Origin of the sequence: Streptomyces sp. NPDC088812 (assembly GCF_044750285.1) — a bacterium.
Classification (GTDB): Bacteria; Actinomycetota; Actinomycetes; order Streptomycetales; family Streptomycetaceae; genus Streptomyces.
Genome location: NZ_JBIVJP010000015.1, coordinates 16,700 through 35,015 on the forward strand (window position 1 = coordinate 16,700; position 18,316 = coordinate 35,015).

The 18,316-nt window shown below is 71.5% G+C and carries 16 protein-coding genes; 8 read left to right on the top strand and 8 right to left on the bottom strand.

The annotated features are described in order from the left end of the window. Positions 1 to 50 precede the first annotated feature (50 nt). On the bottom strand, positions 51 to 1,133 hold the full coding sequence (locus tag ACIP67_RS25100; RefSeq protein ID WP_401694796.1) for a sugar phosphate nucleotidyltransferase: 1,083 nt from the start codon (positions 1,131 to 1,133) through the stop codon (positions 51 to 53). 230 nt (positions 1,134 to 1,363) lie between these two features. Continuing rightward, positions 1,364 to 2,818: a peptidoglycan recognition protein gene (locus ACIP67_RS25105; protein WP_401694798.1), complete on the bottom strand. Its 1,455-nt coding sequence runs from the start codon at positions 2,816 to 2,818 to the stop codon at positions 1,364 to 1,366. A 128-nt stretch (positions 2,819 to 2,946) separates the two neighbouring features. Between ACIP67_RS25105 and ACIP67_RS25110 the strand changes: the two genes are divergently transcribed. The 4 genes from ACIP67_RS25110 (at position 2,947) to ACIP67_RS25125 (ending at position 9,385) form a co-directional block, all read left to right on the top strand. Further along, positions 2,947 to 3,705, top strand: a complete 759-nt coding sequence (locus ACIP67_RS25110; protein ID WP_401694800.1) for a TIGR03089 family protein — start codon at positions 2,947 to 2,949, stop codon at positions 3,703 to 3,705. A 480-nt stretch (positions 3,706 to 4,185) separates the two neighbouring features. Next, positions 4,186 to 5,385 carry an LCP family protein gene (locus tag ACIP67_RS25115; RefSeq protein ID WP_401694802.1) on the top strand — a complete coding sequence of 400 codons (1,200 nt, stop codon included), beginning with the start codon at positions 4,186 to 4,188 and terminating at the stop codon, positions 5,383 to 5,385. Between the two features lie 430 nt (positions 5,386 to 5,815). After that, positions 5,816 to 7,576 (top strand): LCP family protein, encoded by a 1,761-nt coding sequence (locus tag ACIP67_RS25120; protein WP_401694804.1) that lies wholly within the window; start codon positions 5,816 to 5,818, stop codon positions 7,574 to 7,576. Between the two features lie 99 nt (positions 7,577 to 7,675). Continuing rightward, on the top strand, positions 7,676 to 9,385 hold the full coding sequence (locus ACIP67_RS25125) for an LCP family protein (protein ID WP_401694806.1): 1,710 nt from the start codon (positions 7,676 to 7,678) through the stop codon (positions 9,383 to 9,385). Between the two features lie 243 nt (positions 9,386 to 9,628). On the opposite strand, the gene ACIP67_RS25130 is transcribed toward ACIP67_RS25125, so the two are convergent. After that, entirely contained in the window at positions 9,629 to 10,663 is a 1,035-nt protein-coding gene (locus ACIP67_RS25130; protein WP_401694808.1) for a glycosyltransferase family 2 protein, read from the bottom strand. Positions 10,664 to 10,903: 240 nt separating this feature from the next. On the opposite strand from ACIP67_RS25130, the gene ACIP67_RS25135 reads away from it, so the two are divergent. Continuing rightward, positions 10,904 to 12,268: an LCP family protein gene (locus ACIP67_RS25135; protein ID WP_401694810.1), complete on the top strand. Its 1,365-nt coding sequence runs from the start codon at positions 10,904 to 10,906 to the stop codon at positions 12,266 to 12,268. A 41-nt stretch (positions 12,269 to 12,309) separates the two neighbouring features. On the opposite strand, the gene ACIP67_RS25140 is transcribed toward ACIP67_RS25135, so the two are convergent. Next, positions 12,310 to 12,867 (bottom strand): acyl-CoA thioesterase, encoded by a 558-nt coding sequence (locus ACIP67_RS25140; RefSeq protein WP_401694812.1) that lies wholly within the window; start codon positions 12,865 to 12,867, stop codon positions 12,310 to 12,312. Between the two features lie 120 nt (positions 12,868 to 12,987). Here ACIP67_RS25140 and ACIP67_RS25145 point away from each other — a divergent pair, with 120 nt between their 5' ends. Both ACIP67_RS25145 and ACIP67_RS25150 read left to right on the top strand, forming a co-directional pair. After that, positions 12,988 to 14,283 carry an LCP family protein gene (locus tag ACIP67_RS25145; RefSeq protein ID WP_401694814.1) on the top strand — a complete coding sequence of 432 codons (1,296 nt, stop codon included), beginning with the start codon at positions 12,988 to 12,990 and terminating at the stop codon, positions 14,281 to 14,283. Continuing rightward, the gene (locus ACIP67_RS25150) at positions 14,276 to 14,905 is read left to right on the top strand and encodes an HAD family hydrolase (RefSeq protein ID WP_401694816.1); all 630 of its coding nucleotides are present in this window, start codon (positions 14,276 to 14,278) and stop codon (positions 14,903 to 14,905) included. The genes ACIP67_RS25145 and ACIP67_RS25150 overlap by 8 nt, the downstream gene beginning before the upstream one ends. 112 nt (positions 14,906 to 15,017) lie before the next feature. Here ACIP67_RS25150 and ACIP67_RS25155 read toward each other — a convergent pair whose 3' ends face one another. The 4 genes from ACIP67_RS25155 to ACIP67_RS25170 all read right to left on the bottom strand — a co-directional run bounded on the left by ACIP67_RS25155 (position 15,018) and on the right by ACIP67_RS25170 (position 17,278). Further along, on the bottom strand, positions 15,018 to 15,380 hold the full coding sequence (locus ACIP67_RS25155; RefSeq protein WP_401695144.1) for a four-helix bundle copper-binding protein: 363 nt from the start codon (positions 15,378 to 15,380) through the stop codon (positions 15,018 to 15,020). A 293-nt stretch (positions 15,381 to 15,673) separates the two neighbouring features. Further along, positions 15,674 to 16,522 (bottom strand): helix-turn-helix domain-containing protein, encoded by an 849-nt coding sequence (locus ACIP67_RS25160; protein WP_401694818.1) that lies wholly within the window; start codon positions 16,520 to 16,522, stop codon positions 15,674 to 15,676. A gap of 14 nt (positions 16,523 to 16,536) precedes the next feature. Continuing rightward, entirely contained in the window at positions 16,537 to 17,052 is a 516-nt protein-coding gene (locus tag ACIP67_RS25165) for a DUF6879 family protein (protein WP_401694820.1), read from the bottom strand. Beyond that, a complete protein-coding gene (locus ACIP67_RS25170) occupies positions 17,024 to 17,278 on the bottom strand; it encodes a hypothetical protein (RefSeq protein WP_401694822.1) in 255 nt (84 codons plus the stop codon). The genes ACIP67_RS25165 and ACIP67_RS25170 overlap by 29 nt, the downstream gene beginning before the upstream one ends. Positions 17,279 to 18,081: 803 nt before the next feature. On the opposite strand from ACIP67_RS25170, the gene ACIP67_RS25175 reads away from it, so the two are divergent. Then, entirely contained in the window at positions 18,082 to 18,306 is a 225-nt protein-coding gene (locus ACIP67_RS25175) for a DUF397 domain-containing protein (protein WP_046427928.1), read from the top strand. Positions 18,307 to 18,316: the final 10 nt, after the last annotated feature.

Genomic DNA, 18,316 nt, shown 5'->3' on the forward strand with positions numbered 1-18,316 from the left:
GCTGGGGCAGCACGGCCGGCTGGGAGAACCGCCCCGGATGAACGATCCGCCTACTGGTCCGACGAGAAGCGCACCGCGCCCGCCGGGATGCGGGCGTCGCACCAGATGCGGGCGCCCTCGCGGAGTTCGTTGTCGGGGCCGACGACCGCGCCGTCGCCGATGACCGTGCCGGTGAGGACGGAGCGTTCGCCGACGCGGGCGCGGGTGCCGATGAGGGAGTCGGTGATGACCGCGCCCGGTTCGATCACCGCGCCGGGCAGGATCGTGGAGCCGAAGACGCGCGCGCCCTCGGCGACGAACGCGCCCTCGCCGACCACCGTGCCGCCCGTCAGCTTCGCGTCGGGGGCGACCGTGGCCGTCGGCAGGATCAGGCGGTCACCGCAGCGGCCGGGGACCGCCGGGGAGGGGGCCCGGCCGAGGACGAGGTCTGCGGAGCCCCGCACGAAGGCGGCCGGCGTACCGAGGTCCAGCCAGTACGTGGAGTCGACCATGCCCTGGAGGTGCGCTCCCGCCGACAGGAGGTCGGGGAAGGTCTCCCGCTCGACGGAGACCGGGCGGCCCTGCGGGATCGTGTCGATGACCGAGCGGCGGAAGACGTACGCGCCCGCGTTGATCTGGTCGGTGACGATCTCCTCGGGGGTCTGGGGCTTCTCCAGGAAGGCCAGCACCCTGCCCGTCCCGTCGGTGGGGACCAGGCCGTAGGCGCGGGGGTCCGTCACCTTGGTGAGGTGGAGGGAGACGTCCGCGGACGTGGATTCGTGGGTGGCGACCAGCCGGCGGATGTCGAGGCCGGTGAGGATGTCGCCGTTGAAGACGAGGACGGGGTCGTCGGGGCCCGAGTGCAGGCGGGAGGCGACGTTGCGGATCGCGCCGCCGGTGCCGAGGGGCTCGTCCTCCGTGACGTACTCGATGTGGAGGCCGAGCGCCGAACCGTCGCCGAAGTGCGGTTCGAAGACCTCCGCCAGATAGCTGGTGGCGAGGACGATGTGGTCCACGCCCGCCGCTCTGGCCCGTGCCAGCTGGTGCGTCAGGAACGGCACGCCGGCCGCCCGGACCATGGGCTTGGGCGTGTGCACCGTGAGCGGGCGCAGCCGGGTGCCCTTGCCGCCGACCAGGAGGATCGCTTCTGTCACCTTCGTCTCTGCTTCCTGCCGGGACCGGCCGAACTGTCTTTCGGCCGGCCAGTGTATGCAGACCGTTGCGTGGCAACTTCGATGGCCGTGCGGTGTGGCATGCGGTGTCCCATGCGGTATCCCATGCGCTGTCCCCCCGACGGCTCGTGGAATGTGCCCCCCGCTGGACGTGACTCCGCGTCCTCCGGGGTCGCCGGGGCCTCCCCGGGCCCCGGGCGCCCGGGCCCGCGTCAACGGCCCTGGTAGCGGGCGGCTGTCGAGCGGGCCGAGCCGAGCTTGCCGTAGAGCTGCTTTCCTGGGCATTCCGTGGCGAAGCCGTCCCGGTGGCCGGAGATCACGTTCAGTCGTACGTTCTTACCTTTTGCGTAGAGATTGCCACCGCCGGACTTCAGATATGTCTTTCCGACCGGATTGGCCCCGAACAGACCCAACTTCCACGCCGTCAGACGTGCGACGGACGTCACCGCGGAGGCGGCCGGCTTGGTGGAGGTGAACGTACCGATCACCGCGATGCCCATGCTGTTGCTGTTGAAACCGAGGGTGTGGGCACCCAGGACGGCCTTGGTCACTCCCCCGGCGCGGCCCTCGTAGATGTTTCCGCACTTGTCGACGAGGAAGTTGTAGCCGATGTCCCGCCAGCCCATGCTCTTGACGTGGTAGCGGTAGATACCACGGATGACGGAGGGTGCCTGGGAGCAGGTGTAGTTGTTGCCCGACGCGGTGTGGTGCACGAAGGCCGCCTTGACCTTCGTCGTGTAGCGGAAGCCGCTCTCCCGCAGGTTCTCGTCGGCGCCCCAGCCGCGGCGCGTGACGATGCCCGGACGGGGGCCGATGTACGGCTTGGCCCGCTGGCTGCCCGTCAGGTCCGGGCCGCGCAGGGTGAGGAGCTCGCGTTCGGTGCCGGCGCGGTCGCGAGCGGGGATCACGGTGGCGCCGAGGGGGGCCAGGTCCAGATTGGCCGCGGAGGCGGCGGTCGTCGCGGTGGTCGTCGCGGCCGCCGAGTCCGGCGCGCCGACGGGGACGGGGGCGGTCAGGGGGTGGCTGCGGGGCGGGCCGACGGGCGCGTGGCCGGGAGCGGCCGTCGCGGGGTCGGGCCGGCCGGGGTCGACCAGTTCCAGGCGCAGGCCCGAGGGGAGCGGGGCGGCCGAGCTCGCCGTACGCGGGCCTCGGGCGGTGTCCTCGTCACGGACCTCGGCCGTGGGGGTGACGCGGACCTCCACGCCGTCGGAGGCGCCGACCCACAGGGGTGCGGTGGCGCCGCGGACGCGGCCGGAGGCGCGCTCGGCCGTCTCCGGGTCGGCGCTGTGGTCGGCGTTGTGGGTCTCCAGGTCCTGCCAGCGGGACCAGGTGCCGGTGCCGGTGGCGCGGGTACGGGCCTGGACCCGGCCGTGCAGTTCCGCGTCCGGGTCGTCCCAGACGACGCCCAGGAGGGAGAAGGGAGCCACGTCCCGGCGGGGCAGGCCCTGCTCCGCGCCGGGGGCCCGGTCACGGGCGAGGGGGGTCAGGGGCAGCGAGTGGGTGCTGCCCGGGAGCGGGGCGGCGGGGCTCATGACCCGGGCCGCGGCGGTCGCCGACTCCGCGGCCGGCGCGGTTGGCACCGTCGCCGCGAGGGCGGGCGGCGTCAGCGGGAGGGCGAGAGCCGCCGCGCAGGTGACGCCGATCGAGGAAGCAAGCAATCCACGCATGGCACTGATCCTGGGCACCGCCCCAGCGCGTCCGCACATCGAGAACCTGACGGTCCGTCGCCTTCGTTGCGCCGAACCGGTGGCCCGGCGGCGGGTGTCCGGCGCGGGCGGCGCGTACGCTTGCGCGGGTGAACGCCACCGATCGCACCCCTGCCGACCTGCTGCGTTCCGCGCTCGCCGCGGATCCCGCGCGCCCGCTGGTGACCTTCTACGACGACGCCACCGGCGAGCGGGTCGAATTGTCCGTGGCCACCTTCGCCAATTGGGTGGCCAAGACCGCGAACCTCCTCCAGGACGGCCTGTCCGCCGAACCGGGTGACCGCGTCGCGCTGTTGCTGCCCGCGCACTGGCAGACGGCGGTGTGGCTGCTGGCGTGTTCGTCCGTGGGGGCCGTGGCGGACGTGGCCGGGGATCCCGCGCGCGCGGACCATGTCGTGGCCGGGCCCGGCCTGTTCGAGGCGGGGCTGGCCTGCCGGGGTGAGCGGTACGCGCTCTCCCTCGCGCCCCTCGGCCGGCGCTTCGTGCCGTCGCCGCCGGAGGGGTACGCCGACTACGCGGTGGACGTCCCGAGCCACGGCGACCGCTTCGTCCCGTACGCGCCGGTCGACCCGGAGGAGCCCGCGCTGATCGTGGCGGGCGCGGAGTACACGGGCGCGGAGATCGTGGAGCGCGCCCGCGCGGACGCGGCGGGCCTCGGCCTGACGGGCCCCGGCTCCCGCCTTCTGTCCGCCCTTCCCTACGACACCTGGGAGGGCCTCAGCGCCGGCCTGTACGCCCCCCTGGCCAGCGGCGGCTCCGTCGTCCTCTGCCGTCACCTGGACCAGGCGACCGAGGAGACGGTGGCCCGGCGGATCGAGAGCGAACGGGTGTCGGCCACGGCACGGTAGGGCGTCGGCGGACGCCCTGGGGGGCGGCGGGCCGGGGGGTGACGGCGTCGCCCCCCGGGCTCCCCGGAGTCCGGGGACCGGTCCGTGGACGGCCACCCCGGGGCGGTCGTCCCCCGGCATGCCGCCCCGGAAGGGCGTCGGCCCGAGGAAGGCCGCCCCGCAAAGGCGTCGGCCCGAGGAAGGCCGCCCCGCAAAGGCGTCGGCCCGAGGAAGGCCGCCCCGCAAAGGCGTCGGCCCGAGGAAGGCCGCCCCGGAAAGGCGTCGGCCCGGGGGGCGCCCCAGGGGCCGGCCGTCGCCGCGGTCGCCCCTACCGCGGGGCACCCGTTCGGCCCACCCCCGCCCGCGCCCCCACCCCGCCCGCGCCATCGTCGTAGGAGCACCACGAGACGTTGGCAGGACGGGCGGCGCGTCGGAGCACCACGAGACGTTGGCAGGACGGGCGGCGCGTCCGTACCGCGGGCAGGAGGGGTGGATGGCGGCGTGAGCAGGGACGCAGGCGCCTCCGGGCCCCTCGGGCCGGGGGCGGGGGCCTCCGCTCGGGGGGCGGGGTCCGTGCGGCGGCGCCGGCGGCGGTGGGTGCGGTACGGGGCGGGGGCGGCCGCCGTGCTCGTGGTGGGGGCCGGGGTGGCGGGGTGGGCGGTGTACGCCAAGCTCGAGGGGAACATCACGCCCGACGAGGCCGCCGCGGCGGAGCTGGCGCGGTACGCGGAGGAGCGGCCGACGGCGCTGGTGAAGGACGCCCGGAACATCCTGCTGATCGGGTCGGACACACGTTCGGGTTCGGGCAACCGCGCGTACGGGCGGGACTCGGGCACCGAGCGGTCGGACACGACGATCCTGCTGCATCTGGCCGCCGGGCGGCGCAGCGCCACCGCCGTCTCCCTGCCCCGCGACCTGATGGTGGACGTGCCGGCCTGCCGGCGCGCGGACGGGAGCCGGACCGAGCCGATGTTCGCGATGTTCAACTACGCCTTCCAGACGGGCGGCTCGGCGTGCACGGTCCGCACGGTGGAGAAGCTGACCGGCATCCGGATCGACCATCACATGGTCGTCGACTTCAGCGGCTTCAAGGAGATGGTCGACGCCGTGGACGGGGTCGAGGTGTGCCTGAAGGAACCCGTCCGCGACAAGGCCGCCAAGCTGCGGCTGCCCGCGGGGCGGGTGACCCTGGACGGCGAGCAGGCCCTCGGGTACGTGCGCGCCCGCAAGTCGCTCGGCAACGGCAGCGACACCGACCGCATGGACCGGCAGCAGCGGTTCCTCGGAGCGCTCGTCAACAAGGTGCGCAGCGACGACGTCCTGCTGAACCCGGCGAAGCTGTACCCCGTGCTGGACGCCGCGACGTCCGCCCTCACCACCGACCCGGAGCTGGCGAGTCTGCGCGGCCTGTACCGGCTCGTGCGCGGCCTGCGCGACGTTCCCACGGACCGGGTGCGGTTCCTCACCGTTCCCCGGGAGTCGTACGTCTACAACGCCAACCGTGACCAGCTGGTGGAGCCCGAGGCGGAGCGGCTCTTCGGCCTGCTGCGGGCGGACGCGCCGGTGCGGGTCTCGCGGGGCGGCTCCTCGGCGCCCGGCTCCGCGGAGCCGCCCGGCGACGGCGCGTCCCGTTCGCCGAGCCCGAGCCCGTCCCCGCCCGTCTTCCGCGGGAACACGGCCGCCGAGGACGGCTGCGTCTGAGCCCCGGCCGCGGTCCCGCGCGGTCGTACGCGGTCCCGCGCGGTCGTACGCGGTCCCGCGCGGTCGTACGCGGTCCCGCGCGGTCGCACACGGTCGTACGCAGTCCCGCGCGGTCGTACGCGGTCGCACGCGGTCCCGCGCGGTCCCCGTACGTCTTCCGCGGGTAAAGCGCTTCCCAAGCGCAAGTGTCCCGGCGAAGGCGAGTTCAAGGAAATGGGACGGATTGCCCGGTTGTAGGGACGTGGAATTTGTCACCGTCGTCGTTCGACGCTGAACTGGGCGGATAGTGTGAGCGATCCGGTGCACCAGGCCGATAGGTCCGTCCTGGGGTCGTGCACTGAGTGACCGATTGACTGAGTGACCGAGACGACCCGAGCGCCTCCTGAGGGGAAGGGGCGCCGCGTGGCCCCGACGGAGGATTCGGACAACCGTGGACGCGCAAGGCCGTGGGCGGGCGGACAACATCGACCCCGCAGACCAGTGGGTGCTCAATCCGGACACCGGCGAATACGAACTGCGACTGACCCCTTCCGCACCGCAGTCGGCGGTCCCCGGACCCCGCAGGGCCGACCGGCGCGCCGCGGGGTCCAAAGGCGGGTCGGGCGCGGTCCGCAGCCGGACGCCGGAACCGGAGCCGGACACCCCGCAGACGCCGGAGGTGCCCGGCCCGCGCCGGCGCCGCGGCACCCCGGAGGAGGCGCCCGCACGGCGCGGCCGCCGGCCGGCGAAGAAGAAGACGAAGGGCCGGAAGATCCTGCTGTGGACCGGCGGGACCATGGCCTTCGTCCTGGTGGGCACGGCCGCCGCGGCCTACCTCTACCTCCAGCACCTCAACGACAACATCACCTCCGTCTCCGACGACGGCGCGAGCACCGGTGGCTTCAGCAAGGACAAGGCGATCAACCTGCTGCTGATCGGCACCGACAAGCGCACCGGCTCGGGCAACGAGGGCTACGGCGACTCCGGCAGCGTCGGCCACGCCGACACCACGATCCTGCTGCACGTCTCCAAGGACCGGACGAACGCGACCGCGCTGAGCATCCCGCGCGACCTCATCGTGGACGTCCCGGACTGCGAGACCACGCAGGAGGACGGCAGCACGAAGATCATCGCGGGGACCGAGAACGTCCGCTTCAACACCAGCCTCGGCCAGAGCGGCCGGACGCCCAGCTGCACCATGCGCACGGTGACGGAGCTGACCGGGATCACCCCGGACAACTTCATGGTCGCCGACTTCAACGCCGTCAAGACGCTGACGACCGCGGTCGGCGGGGTCGAGGTGTGCCTGGCCAAGGACATCGACGACGAGGACTCGCACCTGAAGCTGTCCAAGGGCACGCACACCATCCAGGGCGAACAGGCACTGGCGTTCCTGCGCACCCGGCACTCGGTGGGCTTCGGCGGCGACCTGAGCCGCATCGAGCTCCAGCAGCAGTTCCTCAGCTCGCTGATGCGCAAGCTGAAGTCGAACGACACGCTCACCAGCCCCAGCAAGATGATCAAGTTGGCGGAGGCGGGCACCAAGGCGCTGACCGTCGACTCCCAGCTCGACAGCATCGGCAAGCTGAAGGACCTGGGTCTGGAGCTGGGCAAGCTCAACGTCAAGAACCTGACCTTCACCACCGTCCCGGTGGTCGACAACCCGGCCGAGACGGTCGCGTCCACGGTCGTCCTCAACGACTCGACCGCGCCCACCGTGTTCCAGATGATCCGGGAGGACATCTCCTTCACCGAGGTGAAGCAGAAGGCCAAGGCGTCCAAGGACGCGGCGTCCGCGGCCGCGGCGGCCCGACTCGAGGGCACCCAGTCCGAGGCCTCCGAGGTGCGGGTGCGCGTGATGAACGGCGGGGCCCCGGCCGGCAGCGCACAGGAAACTCTTAACTGGCTGCAGAATGATGAGGGCGTGACGAAGTCCGAGAACGCGGGCAACGCACCCGAGGACCTCAGCAAGACGACGCTCGAGTACGCGCCCGACCAGGCGGCGCAGGCCCGCAAGCTCGCCGCCATCATGGGGCTGGCCGGGACCGCGCTGAAGCCGGGTGAGAGCGTCACCAACTCCCAGGGTCTGCCGACGATGACGCTGACGCTGGGCAAGGACTTCAAGGGCGCCGGTGTCTCGCTCACGGCTTCGACGACGGTGCCCGACACGGTCCAGAAGTCCACGGCGGACAAGGTCGAGTGCGCCAAGTAGCCAAGTAATCGCCAAGTAGGTAACCCTGCGGGCCCGTCGAGCGTCTGACGTGACGCGGGACGGGCCCGTGTCAGGCGCACGGCGGGGAGGGCAGGGGAAGTGGCGCGGAGCAGTGTGCGGGGGAAGGTTCCCGAAGTCGAGGACGCGATGTCCCCGACGGCGGTGGACCGGGACTCGATCGAGGACGGGCACGGCGGCGGCGCCGGTGACGGCAGCGGCGACGGACACCACGGCGACGGCACCGGGTCCGGTGCGGGCGACGGCGGCCCGGGCGGGAGCGACGACGGACGCAGATCCGGCCGCGGCCCGGAACGCGGCCGGCGCAGACGGCGGGTGCTGCGCTGGTCGGCGACGGTGCTGTCGCTGGTCATACTCGGCGGCGCGGGCGCCGGTTACCTCTACTACCAGCACCTCAACGCCAACATCAAGAGCGACGACCTCAACCTGGGCGACGCCAAGGACCGGGCGGCTCAGACCCAGACCAACGCGGCCGGGCAGAAGGCGCTGAACATCCTGCTGATCGGCTCGGACGCCCGTGACACCGCGGAGAACCAGAAGCTCGGCGGCGCCAAGGAGACCTACGGCGGCACCCCGCTCGCCGACGTGCAGATGCTGCTGCACGTGTCGGCGGACCGCAGCAACATGTCGGTGGTGAGCATGCCGCGCGACACCCTGGTGGACATACCCAAGTGCACCGACCCCGACGACGGGGAGGTGTACGGGGCGTTGACGCGCACGATGACCAACCAGTCGCTCGGGCGCGGCGGCCCGGGCTGCACGGTGGCCACCTGGGAGAAGCTCACCGACATCCACATCGACCACTTCATGATGATCGACTTCGCCGGTGTGGTGTCGATGGCGGACGCGATCGGCGGGGTGCCGGTGTGCGTGGACGCCAACGTCTACTCGCACACCAGCACCGGCAAGGGCTCCGGGCTGAAGCTGGCGGAGGGCACGCACGCCATCAAGGGCGAGCAGGCCCTGCAGTGGCTGCGCACCCGCTACGGCTTCGAGGACGGCAGCGACCTGGCCCGCGCCAAGGCGCAGCACATGTACATGAACTCGATGGTCCGTCAGCTGCGCTCCGAGGCCCGGCTGTCCAACCCCAACGCCCTGCGGAAACTCGCCGAGGCGGCCACGGAGGCGATCACCGTCGACGACGGCCTGGACAGCATCAAGAAGATGTACGACCTGGCGACCGAGCTGCAGAAGGTGCCCACCGAGCGCATCACCATGACGACGATGCCCAACCGCTACGTCGGCAGCCGGGTGGAGCCCACCGAGGACGCCACGCAGCTGTTCCGGCTGGTGCGCGAGGACATCGCCCTGGACGGCAAGGACACCGCGAAGGCGACCGCGTCCGCGAGCCCGTCGCCGACGGACACGGACCCGGCCGCCGCGGACGGCGAGATCGCCGTACAGGTCCACAACGGCACCTACACCGACACCCTCGGCGCCGCGAGCGGGCGGGCGGCCGCGGTGGCGCAGCTGCTGGCCGGCGAGGGCTTCACGCAGGCGGTGGCGGACCCCTCGGCGGCCACCTCCGAGGAGACGACGGTGATCCGCTACCCGAGCGCCGACCTCCAGGGGGACGCCGAGCGGGTCGCGAAGGCCCTCGGCATCCCGACGGGCCAGGTGGTGCAGTCCACCGAGGTCACCGGGATCACGCTGTACGTCGGCGCGGACTGGCGGTCGGGGTCGGCGTACGAGGCGCCGGAGCAGGACGACACGACGCCCGAGTCGGCCGAGTCGATGAACGCCTCCGACACCAGCCAGTGCATGCACGTGGACCCGGACTACACCTACTAGCCCGGGGCCGTGGGGGGCCGGCCGCCGGCGCCCCACGGCCCCGGTACGCCCCACGGCCCCGGTACGCCCGCACAGCCGCAGTGCGCCTCGCGGTCTCAGCGCGCCCCACAGCCGCGGCACGCCCCGGTCCCAGCGCGCCCCACAGCCGCGGCACGCCCCGGTCCCAGCGCGCCCCGCACCCGCGGCACGCCCCGGTCCCAGCGCGCCCCGCGGCCGCGGTACGCCTCAGCGCGGCCCGTCGCCTCAGCGTGCCCCGGCGTCGAGGACCGCCGGGCGGCGGGAGGCGATGACCTTCCTCGCCAGCGACTTCGGGCTGGTCAGGAAGCCCCAGCCCCACGACATGTGCATGGTGGCCAGGGCCACGGGGATCTGGAGCCGCGCCTTCAGCGGCAGCCCCTTGCCGGCCGGCACCGACCCGGCGACGATCGCCGCGAGGTAGCCGCCGGGGATCACGAAGCCGAGCGGGGTGACGGCCGCGCCCACCACGATCCCGGCCGCGATCGCGCACACGGCGGTCGGCGGGGCGAGGTAGCGCAGGTTGATGGAGCCCTCGTGGTAGCGGGCGACGACGTGCCGCCAGCGGCCGTAGTCCTTGTACTGCTTGGCGAGCGCCCTGACGCTCGGCCGCGGCCGGTACGACACCTTCAGCTCGGGCGAGAACCAGATCAGCCCGCCCGCCTCGCGGATGCGGAAGTTCAGCTCCCAGTCCTGGGCGCGGATGAACTCCTCGTTGTAGCCGCCCTGTCGCTCCAGTGCCTCGCGCCGGAAGACACCCAGGTAGACGGTCTCGGCGGGAGCCGCCCGGCCACCGGTGTGGAAGGCGGCGTTGCCGACGCCGATCTTCGAGGTCATGGCGGCGGCGACGGCGTGCTCCCAGTCGTTCTCGCCCTCGGCGTGCATGATGCCGCCGACGTTCTGCGCGCCGGTCTCCTCCAGGAGCCGTACGGCGGTGGCGATGTAGTTCGGGGAGAGCATCCCGTGCCCGTCGACACGGACGACGACCGGATGGCGCGAGGCCTTGATCGCGGCGTTGAGCGCGGCGGGCGTACGTCCCGTCGGGTTGGGGACGGTGTGCACGCGCGGGTCGTCGGCGACGAGCTCGGCCGCGATCTCGTCCGTGCGGTCCGTGGACGGACCGAGGGCGATCACGACCTCCATCTCGCCGGCGTAACTCTGCGCGAGGATCGCTTGGACGGCTCCGCGCAGATGCCGCTCCTCGTTGAGGACGGGCATGATGACGGACACGGCGGGGAGCTGCACGTCGGACTTGGCGTTCATAGGACGCTCACGTTACCGCGAACGGGGGACACGCTCGCGCCCCGCCGGGTGTGCTGCCCCGGACCGCAGATCGTATGGGCCTACGGTGCTCACGGCTCCCCCTCGTACGGCCGTCGCCCGGAGGTGACCCGCATGTCCCCGACCCCGCACCGGTCGTCCGGCCCCCGGCCCGCGCGCCGTCCGCCCGCACTCCCGATTCCGCCCGCACTCCCCCTTCGGAGGAAACGTCCCCGCTGGGCCATGCGGGCCACGATGACCCTCTCGGTCGTGATCCTGGCCTCCGCCGGCATCGGCCACTCCGTGGTCAGCAGCCTCGACGCGGACATCGCCCGCGTCGACCCCTTCAAGGACATGAAGAACCGCCCGCGGGCCGGCCACGGCATGAACGTGCTGCTGGTCGGCACCGACGGACGGGACAGGATCACCGAGCGGGAGCGCCGGCGCTACCGTCTGGGCGGCGCGCCCTGCCACTGCACCGACACGCTGATGATCGTGCACATCTCGGAGGACCGGGAGCGGGCGAGCGTGATCAGCCTGCCACGCGACTCCTTCGCCCAGACGCCCCCGCACACCGACCGCGCCACCGGCCGGACGCACCAGGGGCACCCCTTGAGGATCAACGCGGCGTACGCGGAGGGCGGGCCGCAGCTGACCGTGCGGACCGTCGAGCACATGACCCGCGTGAAGATCGACCACTACCTGGAGGTCGACTTCACCAGCTTCATGCGGACGGTGGACGTCCTCGGCGGGGTGAAGATCTGCACGGCCCGGCCGCTCAAGGACAGCTTCACCGGCCTGGACCTGCCGCCCGGCACGCACGCCCTCAAGGGCGGCCAGGCCCTCCAGTACGTCCGCTCCCGGCACATCGACGCCGACTCCGACTTCGGGCGGATGAAGCGCCAGCAGCGCTTCCTGGCGGCCCTGGTCGACCACGCGACCTCCTCGGGCATCCTGCTCAACCCGCTGAGGTTCCGTGACGTGGCACGGGCCGTGCTGGGCTCGGTGCGGGCGGACCGCGGCTTCGGCGCCGACGAACTCCTCGACCTCGGCCGCGCCATGCGCACCTTCTCCCCGTCGTCGTCGGAGTTCACGACCGTCCCCGTGGCCCAGATGGGATACGTCGTGAAGGGCATCGGATCGACCGTGAAGTGGGACCCGGTGAAGGCCGAGCGCCTCTTCCGGGCCGTGCGCGACGACAAGCCGCTCGCGACGGCACCCCGGGCGCGCAGCACGGCCGTACGCGTCGAGGTGGCCCCGCAGCAGATCCGCGTCCACGTCGAGAACGGGACCACCACCGTGGGGCTGGCCAAGGAGATGGACGCGGGTCTCGCGGCCACCGGCTTCCGCACCACCGGCCGCCCGACCACCGCCGCGAACCGGGCCACGCGCCGCACGGTCATCACCTACGACCCCCGCTGGGACCGCTCCGCCCGGTCGCTCGCGGCGGCCCTGCCCGGCAGTGAGATGCGCGCCGTGCCCGGTCTCGGACCGACGCTGCGGGTCACCGCCGGTGCGGACTTCCGGGAGGTCCGCAGGGTCCGCGCCGAGAACCCGGGCCAGGGCGAGTTCGGCGTGGTGCGGGGGGACGAGGTGGGCTGCTCCTGACCTGACCGGGGGCGCCCGGCCCGCCTCGGCCCGCAGGGCGCTCAGTCCTCGAAGCCCTCCGCCGCCCGCCGCTCCCGGAGTTCCACGATCGCCCGGCGGCGGGCCAGGCGGTGGGTGCGGCGGATCTGGGCCTCCTGGTGGCGGCGGCGGTCCCGGTCGGTCTCCGGCAGGACCGGGGGCACCCGGCGCGGTGTGCCGTCGGCGTCGACGGCGGCGAAGACCAGATAGGCGGAACCGACCTGGGTGGGCGGCGCGGACTCGTTCCAGCGCTCGGCCAGGACCCGGACGCCCACCTCCATGGAGGTCCGGCCGGTCCAGTTGACCTGAGCCTTCACCTGGACGAGGTCACCGACGCGGACCGGCTCCAGGAACGCCATCTCGTCCATGGACGCGGTGACGGCGGGCCCGCCGGAGTGCCGGCCGGCCACGGCGCCCGCCGCGTCGTCGACGAGCTTCATGATCACACCGCCGTGCACCGTGCCCAGGAGGTTGGTGTCGTTGTGGGTCATGATGTGGCTGAGGGTGGTGCGGGACGCGGAGACGGGCTTGCCCGGGATGTCCGAGGTGCCCGGGTCCACTGCGGTGACCTGGTCTGTCATGACCTCCACCTTATGCCGAGGGGAGGATCCCGAGGTTTTGTGTCGACTTGGCAACAGCGGGCCCCCGATTTTCCGACGGCCCTTGTACGGCATACAGCCGTTCCCTGCACACTGGGGCGCATGAACGATTGGCCCGAGGGACCGTCCGACGACAACCGCGGCACCCGGTACGGAAGCGGCAGCGCCAGCGCACGGCCCGAGGGCCCGCGCGTCATGCGGCAGGTCCGCCGCGGCCGGCCCGCCCCGCCGCAGAGCCCCGGCATCCCCCAGCAGCCGTCGTACGTCGACGGCCGGGGACACGGCGACTTCACCGACGCCCAAGGCACCGGGTACGACAGCGGCTACAACACGGGCCAGGTCTACGGCACGCCCGGCGGCGGCGGACCCGACGGCGGCGGTGGAGGCGGATTCGGCGGGGGCCGCGGCCCGCGTCCGGCGCCGAACTGGCGCCGCCGCATCAAGGTGACCTCGATCACCGTCGCGACCGTGCTGGTCGTGACGACCGTCGGCACCTACTTCTGGGCCGACGGCAAGCTCCAGCGCGAGGTCGACCTGTCGAAGGTCATCGACCGGCCCGACGAGGGCGAGGGCACCAATTACCTGATCGTCGGCTCCGACAGCCGTGAGGGCATGTCGGCGGAGGAGAAGAAGGAGCTGCACACCGGCTCCGCCGACGGCAAGCGCACGGACTCGATGATGATCCTGCACACCGGCTCCAACGGCGACACCCTCATCTCCCTGCCGCGCGACTCGGACGTGGAGATCCCGACCTTCGTGGGCTCGGAGTCCGGCAAGACCTACGAGGGCACCGGCCGGCACGTGAAGCTGAACGCGGCCTACGCCGAGGACGGGCCCGAACTGCTCGTGCGCACCGTCGAGTTCAACACCGGCCTGCGCATCGACCACTACGTGGAGATCGGCTTCGCCGGCTTCGCGAACATCGTGGACGCCGTCGGCGGGGTCGAGATGGACATCCCGCAGGACATCAAGGACACCAAGTCCGGGGCGGACTTCAAGAAGGGCAAGCAGACCCTGAACGGCGAGGAGGCCCTCGCCTTCGTCCGCACCCGGTACGCGCTCGCGGGCTCCGACCTCGACCGCACGAAGAACCAGCAGAAGTTCCTCGCGGCCCTCGCCAACCAGGTGGCCACGCCGGGCACGCTGCTCAACCCGTTCAAGCTCTACCCGACCATGGGCGCGGGCCTCGACTCCCTGATCGTCGACAAGGACATGGGCCTGTACGACCTGGCGTCCATGTTCTTCGCGATGAAGGGCGTCAACAGCGGCGACGGCAAGTCCATGAACATGCCGATCTCCGGCTCCACCGGCGGCAACCTGGTCTGGGACGAGACGAAGGTGAAGCAGCTGGTCGAGCAACTGAAGAACGACGAGAAGGTGACGGTGTCGGGTGACTGACGCCCCCGGAGCCAGACCGCCCTTCGCCGCGGTCCTGTGTGACATCGACAACGTGGTGCGGCACTTCGACTCCACCCACCTGGAGGCGCTGGAACGCGCCGCGGGGCTGGCGGAGGGCACGACGAAGAAGGTGGCGTTCGCCCCCGAGGTCATCGCACCACTGCTGGTGGGCCGGATCACGGAGCAGGAGTGGGTGGAGTCCATCGCCCGCGGCCTGGCCGGCCTGGTGGACGAGGAGACGGGCTGGGCGCTCGGCAGCACCCTGCTGGAGTCGCCCTTCCACGCCGACGAGACCGTGGTGACCCTGCTGCACCGCGCCCGGGCCCGGGTGCCGGTGGTCCTCGTCTCCAACGCCACGCTCGGCCTGGAGCAGGACCTCGACGCCCTCGGCCTGGCCGGACTCGCCGACCACGTCGTCAGCAGCGCCCGGGTCGGCCTCGCCAAGCCCGATCCGCGCATCCTCGCGCTCGGCGCCGAGCGGGCGGGCGTACGGCCCGAGCGGTGTCTGTTCGTGGACGACACCCTGGAGAACGTCGAGGCGGCCGCGGCGCTGGGCATGACCGCCGTGCACTTCCGCGGACCGGCCGATCTGGAGCGGGCGCTGGAGCCGCTGTTCGCCTGAGCCGGCAACCGTCCGGCTCCCCGGCCCCGGCCCGGCCGCGCCCGCCCACCCGCACGCACGCACGCACGACGAGGGCACCCCGAGGGGTGCCCTCACCTGCCGTCCGGCGGCGTCACATCGAGGCGCCCGCCATCGCGCGGCACATCTCGGCACAGCGGCGACAGGCGTCGGCGCAGCGCGCCATGCCGGCGTCGTCCGGCATCGCCATACACGCCTCGGCGCACATCTCGCACGCCTTGGCGCACATCGCGCACATCTCGGCCGCCATGGGCGAGCGGCGCATCATCATGTCGGCGCACATGCGGGTCGTCTCGGAGCAGTCCATCAGCGCGCGCATGATCTGCAGCTGGGCCTGGCCGCCCATCTGCAGGCAGGCGCTCATGGTCTCCTCGCACACGCCGTGGCAGGACATGCACGCCTCGACGCAGTCCTGCATCTCCTTGCTCATGGCGGTCATGGCTCCGGACTGGGCCATTCCGGGCTGGGTCGTTCCGGGCTGGGTCATGACTCCTCCTGGGAGAGAGGCGGGCCGGGGCCCGGGCGGACCCCGCGCGCCCTTCCGTCGTACGCCTCCCCGTCGCCGAGCGCCATCGGAGGACGGCGCGGGCCGCCCCCGGCGCACCGCCGGAGGCCGCCCACCCGCAGGTCAGGCGCCCCGAAGGGCCCGACACCGGCCGGAAACCGTTACGGCAGGTTCCGCGCCATGACGATCCGCCGCACTTGGTTCGTGCTCATGATCATTCGCGAGGGGCGCGCCGGCATCGCTTGTCACGTGAGGGAGGCCACCGCATCCGCTATCAGGGAACGTGCCGCTGCTCCCCTCGCGGCCACCTGCGAGAGCCGGTCAAAGGCTCGGGCGTACAACTCGACCTGACTGGGCTGCGTAAGGGTGGCAGCAGCGTCCAGGGTGTCCACGTGCACCCTGCTGTCGTCGAAGATCGTGAACGTTGGCATGGGCCACACGGTCCGTTGCACTGAGAACGGGATGAGCCCCACGGCAACGTTCTGGAGATCCATAACCCCGAGCAGGTGGCCAAGCTGGGCCGCCATGGTCTCTGCGCTGCACAGCCTGTACCGCAAGACCGACTCCTCCAGTACGAAGGAGAACCGGCGTGCGCCGTTGTTCAGCACCGCGTTACGCCTCATGCGGGCTGCCACAGCATCGTTCACGTCGTCCGGTGTTCCCCGGAAGTCGGCGATGGACGACAGCAGGGCAGCGGCGTACCCGGGTGTCTGGAGGAATCCGGGGATCACGTCGGAAACGTAGACCCTGAACATCCTTGTTTGTTGGTACAGATCACCTGTGGACTCTTGCAGACGACGAAGACCGCTCCGCTGTAGTCGCCTCCACTGCACATGAGCATCTGCGGACTGTCTGTTGGCAGCGATCAGATCGGGAGCCTGGTCCTCAGCCGCGCAGGCTCGGCACCACGCTCTGATATCCGCCTCAGAGGGCGGTGTCTTGGCGTTCTCGATCCGGGATGACTTCGACTCCGACCAACCGCACCTGACGGCCAGCTCCCGCCCGCTGATCCCCGCGTCCTTCCGGATCTCGCGCAGACGGCCTGCCAGTTCTTCACGGGCCTCCTGAACGCGTGAGGAGGAATGTGGGGACATGGAGCTGGCTTTCGTCAGATCTCGTACAGGTCGTGCGGGATCGCTCGCTCCCAGACCGCTTCGAAGGCGGCGGAGCACAGCTTCACGGCTTCCGGGTCCGCCGTGATCTCGTCTTCCACCACCACTCCATCACCTGAGAAGTGATGCACCCGGAGCAGGGTGCCATCGAAGAGCCAGAAGTCATTGCCCGGCAGGGCGATACGGGTAGCCCGTCGCCGTGGCAACCACCGCACCTCCTCTCCCGCCGTGACGTTGGCGCGGGTGACGTAGTGCTCCCAACGGATGTAGTCCGATACAGGCTCGGAGACAACCCGGGCCCGGCGGATCACCACTCCCCGAGCCACGGTGTCCGCGATCGATTGGTCGTAGGGGTGCCACCAGGATGCGCGGTCCTCCCAATCGATCCGCTCGCCCCGCTGCCATGCCTCGAACCGGTCCGTCGGGGCGTACGAATCACGCAGCTCCAGGTGCACGGCGGACCGCTCGCACTGGCCAAGCAGCTCAGCGAAGCTGGGCACGCTCGACGGCATCACACGCCTCCCTGATCATCGGGATCATCCGGGCCGGAACCCTCACGATGGCCTCGCTGTCGGGTACCGAGCCGTTCGCGGGGCTGCTCGCCTCGCACTCCGCCTGAGTCTCGGTGCTCGGCTTCCACCCCTGCAACAAGATCTCCTGAGCGTCCGCGTCCGCCCACACGGTGGGGCAGTGATCCCGGTCGGTGTCGGGGTCGATTCCAATGAACTCTACGGCCATGGCTGGCTCCCTGGTCCAGGCGCTTGCTCGGGCTTGCATCAGCTTCCTTGAACTGCGGAGACAGCGTCAATAGCACTATTGACCAGGCCAACTTCTGTGCAAGCTCATGCAAGTTTGTAGAGCCCAACACTCGCCACTTCCTACCGTCGGCACATCGACCTGGAATCGATCAGGAGGGTGCGGTGCGATGGGCGAGAGCAAGGCGCAGGACACCGAAGCGGCTGATCATCTGGGCAGCAGTGAAGCCCGACAGTTCCTCTCCCGTCTTTCCGGAGCGTTCGGCGTCGGCGGCGTGCTCATGGTGCAGAAGAGCGACCCTGGCCCCGAAGGCGCGGACTTGGCGCCGAGTTCGGCTTTGCACTGGCCTCGGTGTGAGTGCGGGAGCCCGAGGTGTCCTGACTACAAGCCCCCGCGGAATAGCCCGTCAGCGGGACTGAGCAGCAGAGTCGCCGCAACAAACGCGCGAAGCCGTAGGGGTGGGCTGTGAGCGTCAGAGCGGCCATGCGGTACGTCATGCACCGGATCACCGAGCATCCCGACACAGACGTGACGTTCGAGGCCGAGTGTCTGCACTGCGGTTGGAATGCGACTCCCGCCGATGACTCGGCATCCGTCGACGTGGAGTGCATGAGCCACACGGGCCGGTCCGGGCACGCCGGTTTCCGGCGCATCCGGACCTCGTTCGCCATGGTCGTTCGCGCTGAGTGAGACACCGCCCCTGCGGTGGAATCCCTGAACTCCCGCCCTCTGCGGGCGGCGGCGGCCAGTCATGGCCGTGATCAGTTGAGCAGGAAGGTGCAGTGATGCTGGACGGAAGTGATCTGTACGCGCTCGACATCAACGGGGCTTCGTTCGTGAAGGCATGCGGCGGCCCCTGCACCGAAGGGTGCGTGACCCTGGCGCGGATCGGTGACGACGCCTGGGCCCTGGGTGACAGCAAGCGGCCGGACGCGCAGCCGCTGCGGTTCACCACGGAGGAGCTGGACGCGGCCGGTATCGACCCGGCGCGCTTCGGCCTGAACGTCTGATCATCCCCCT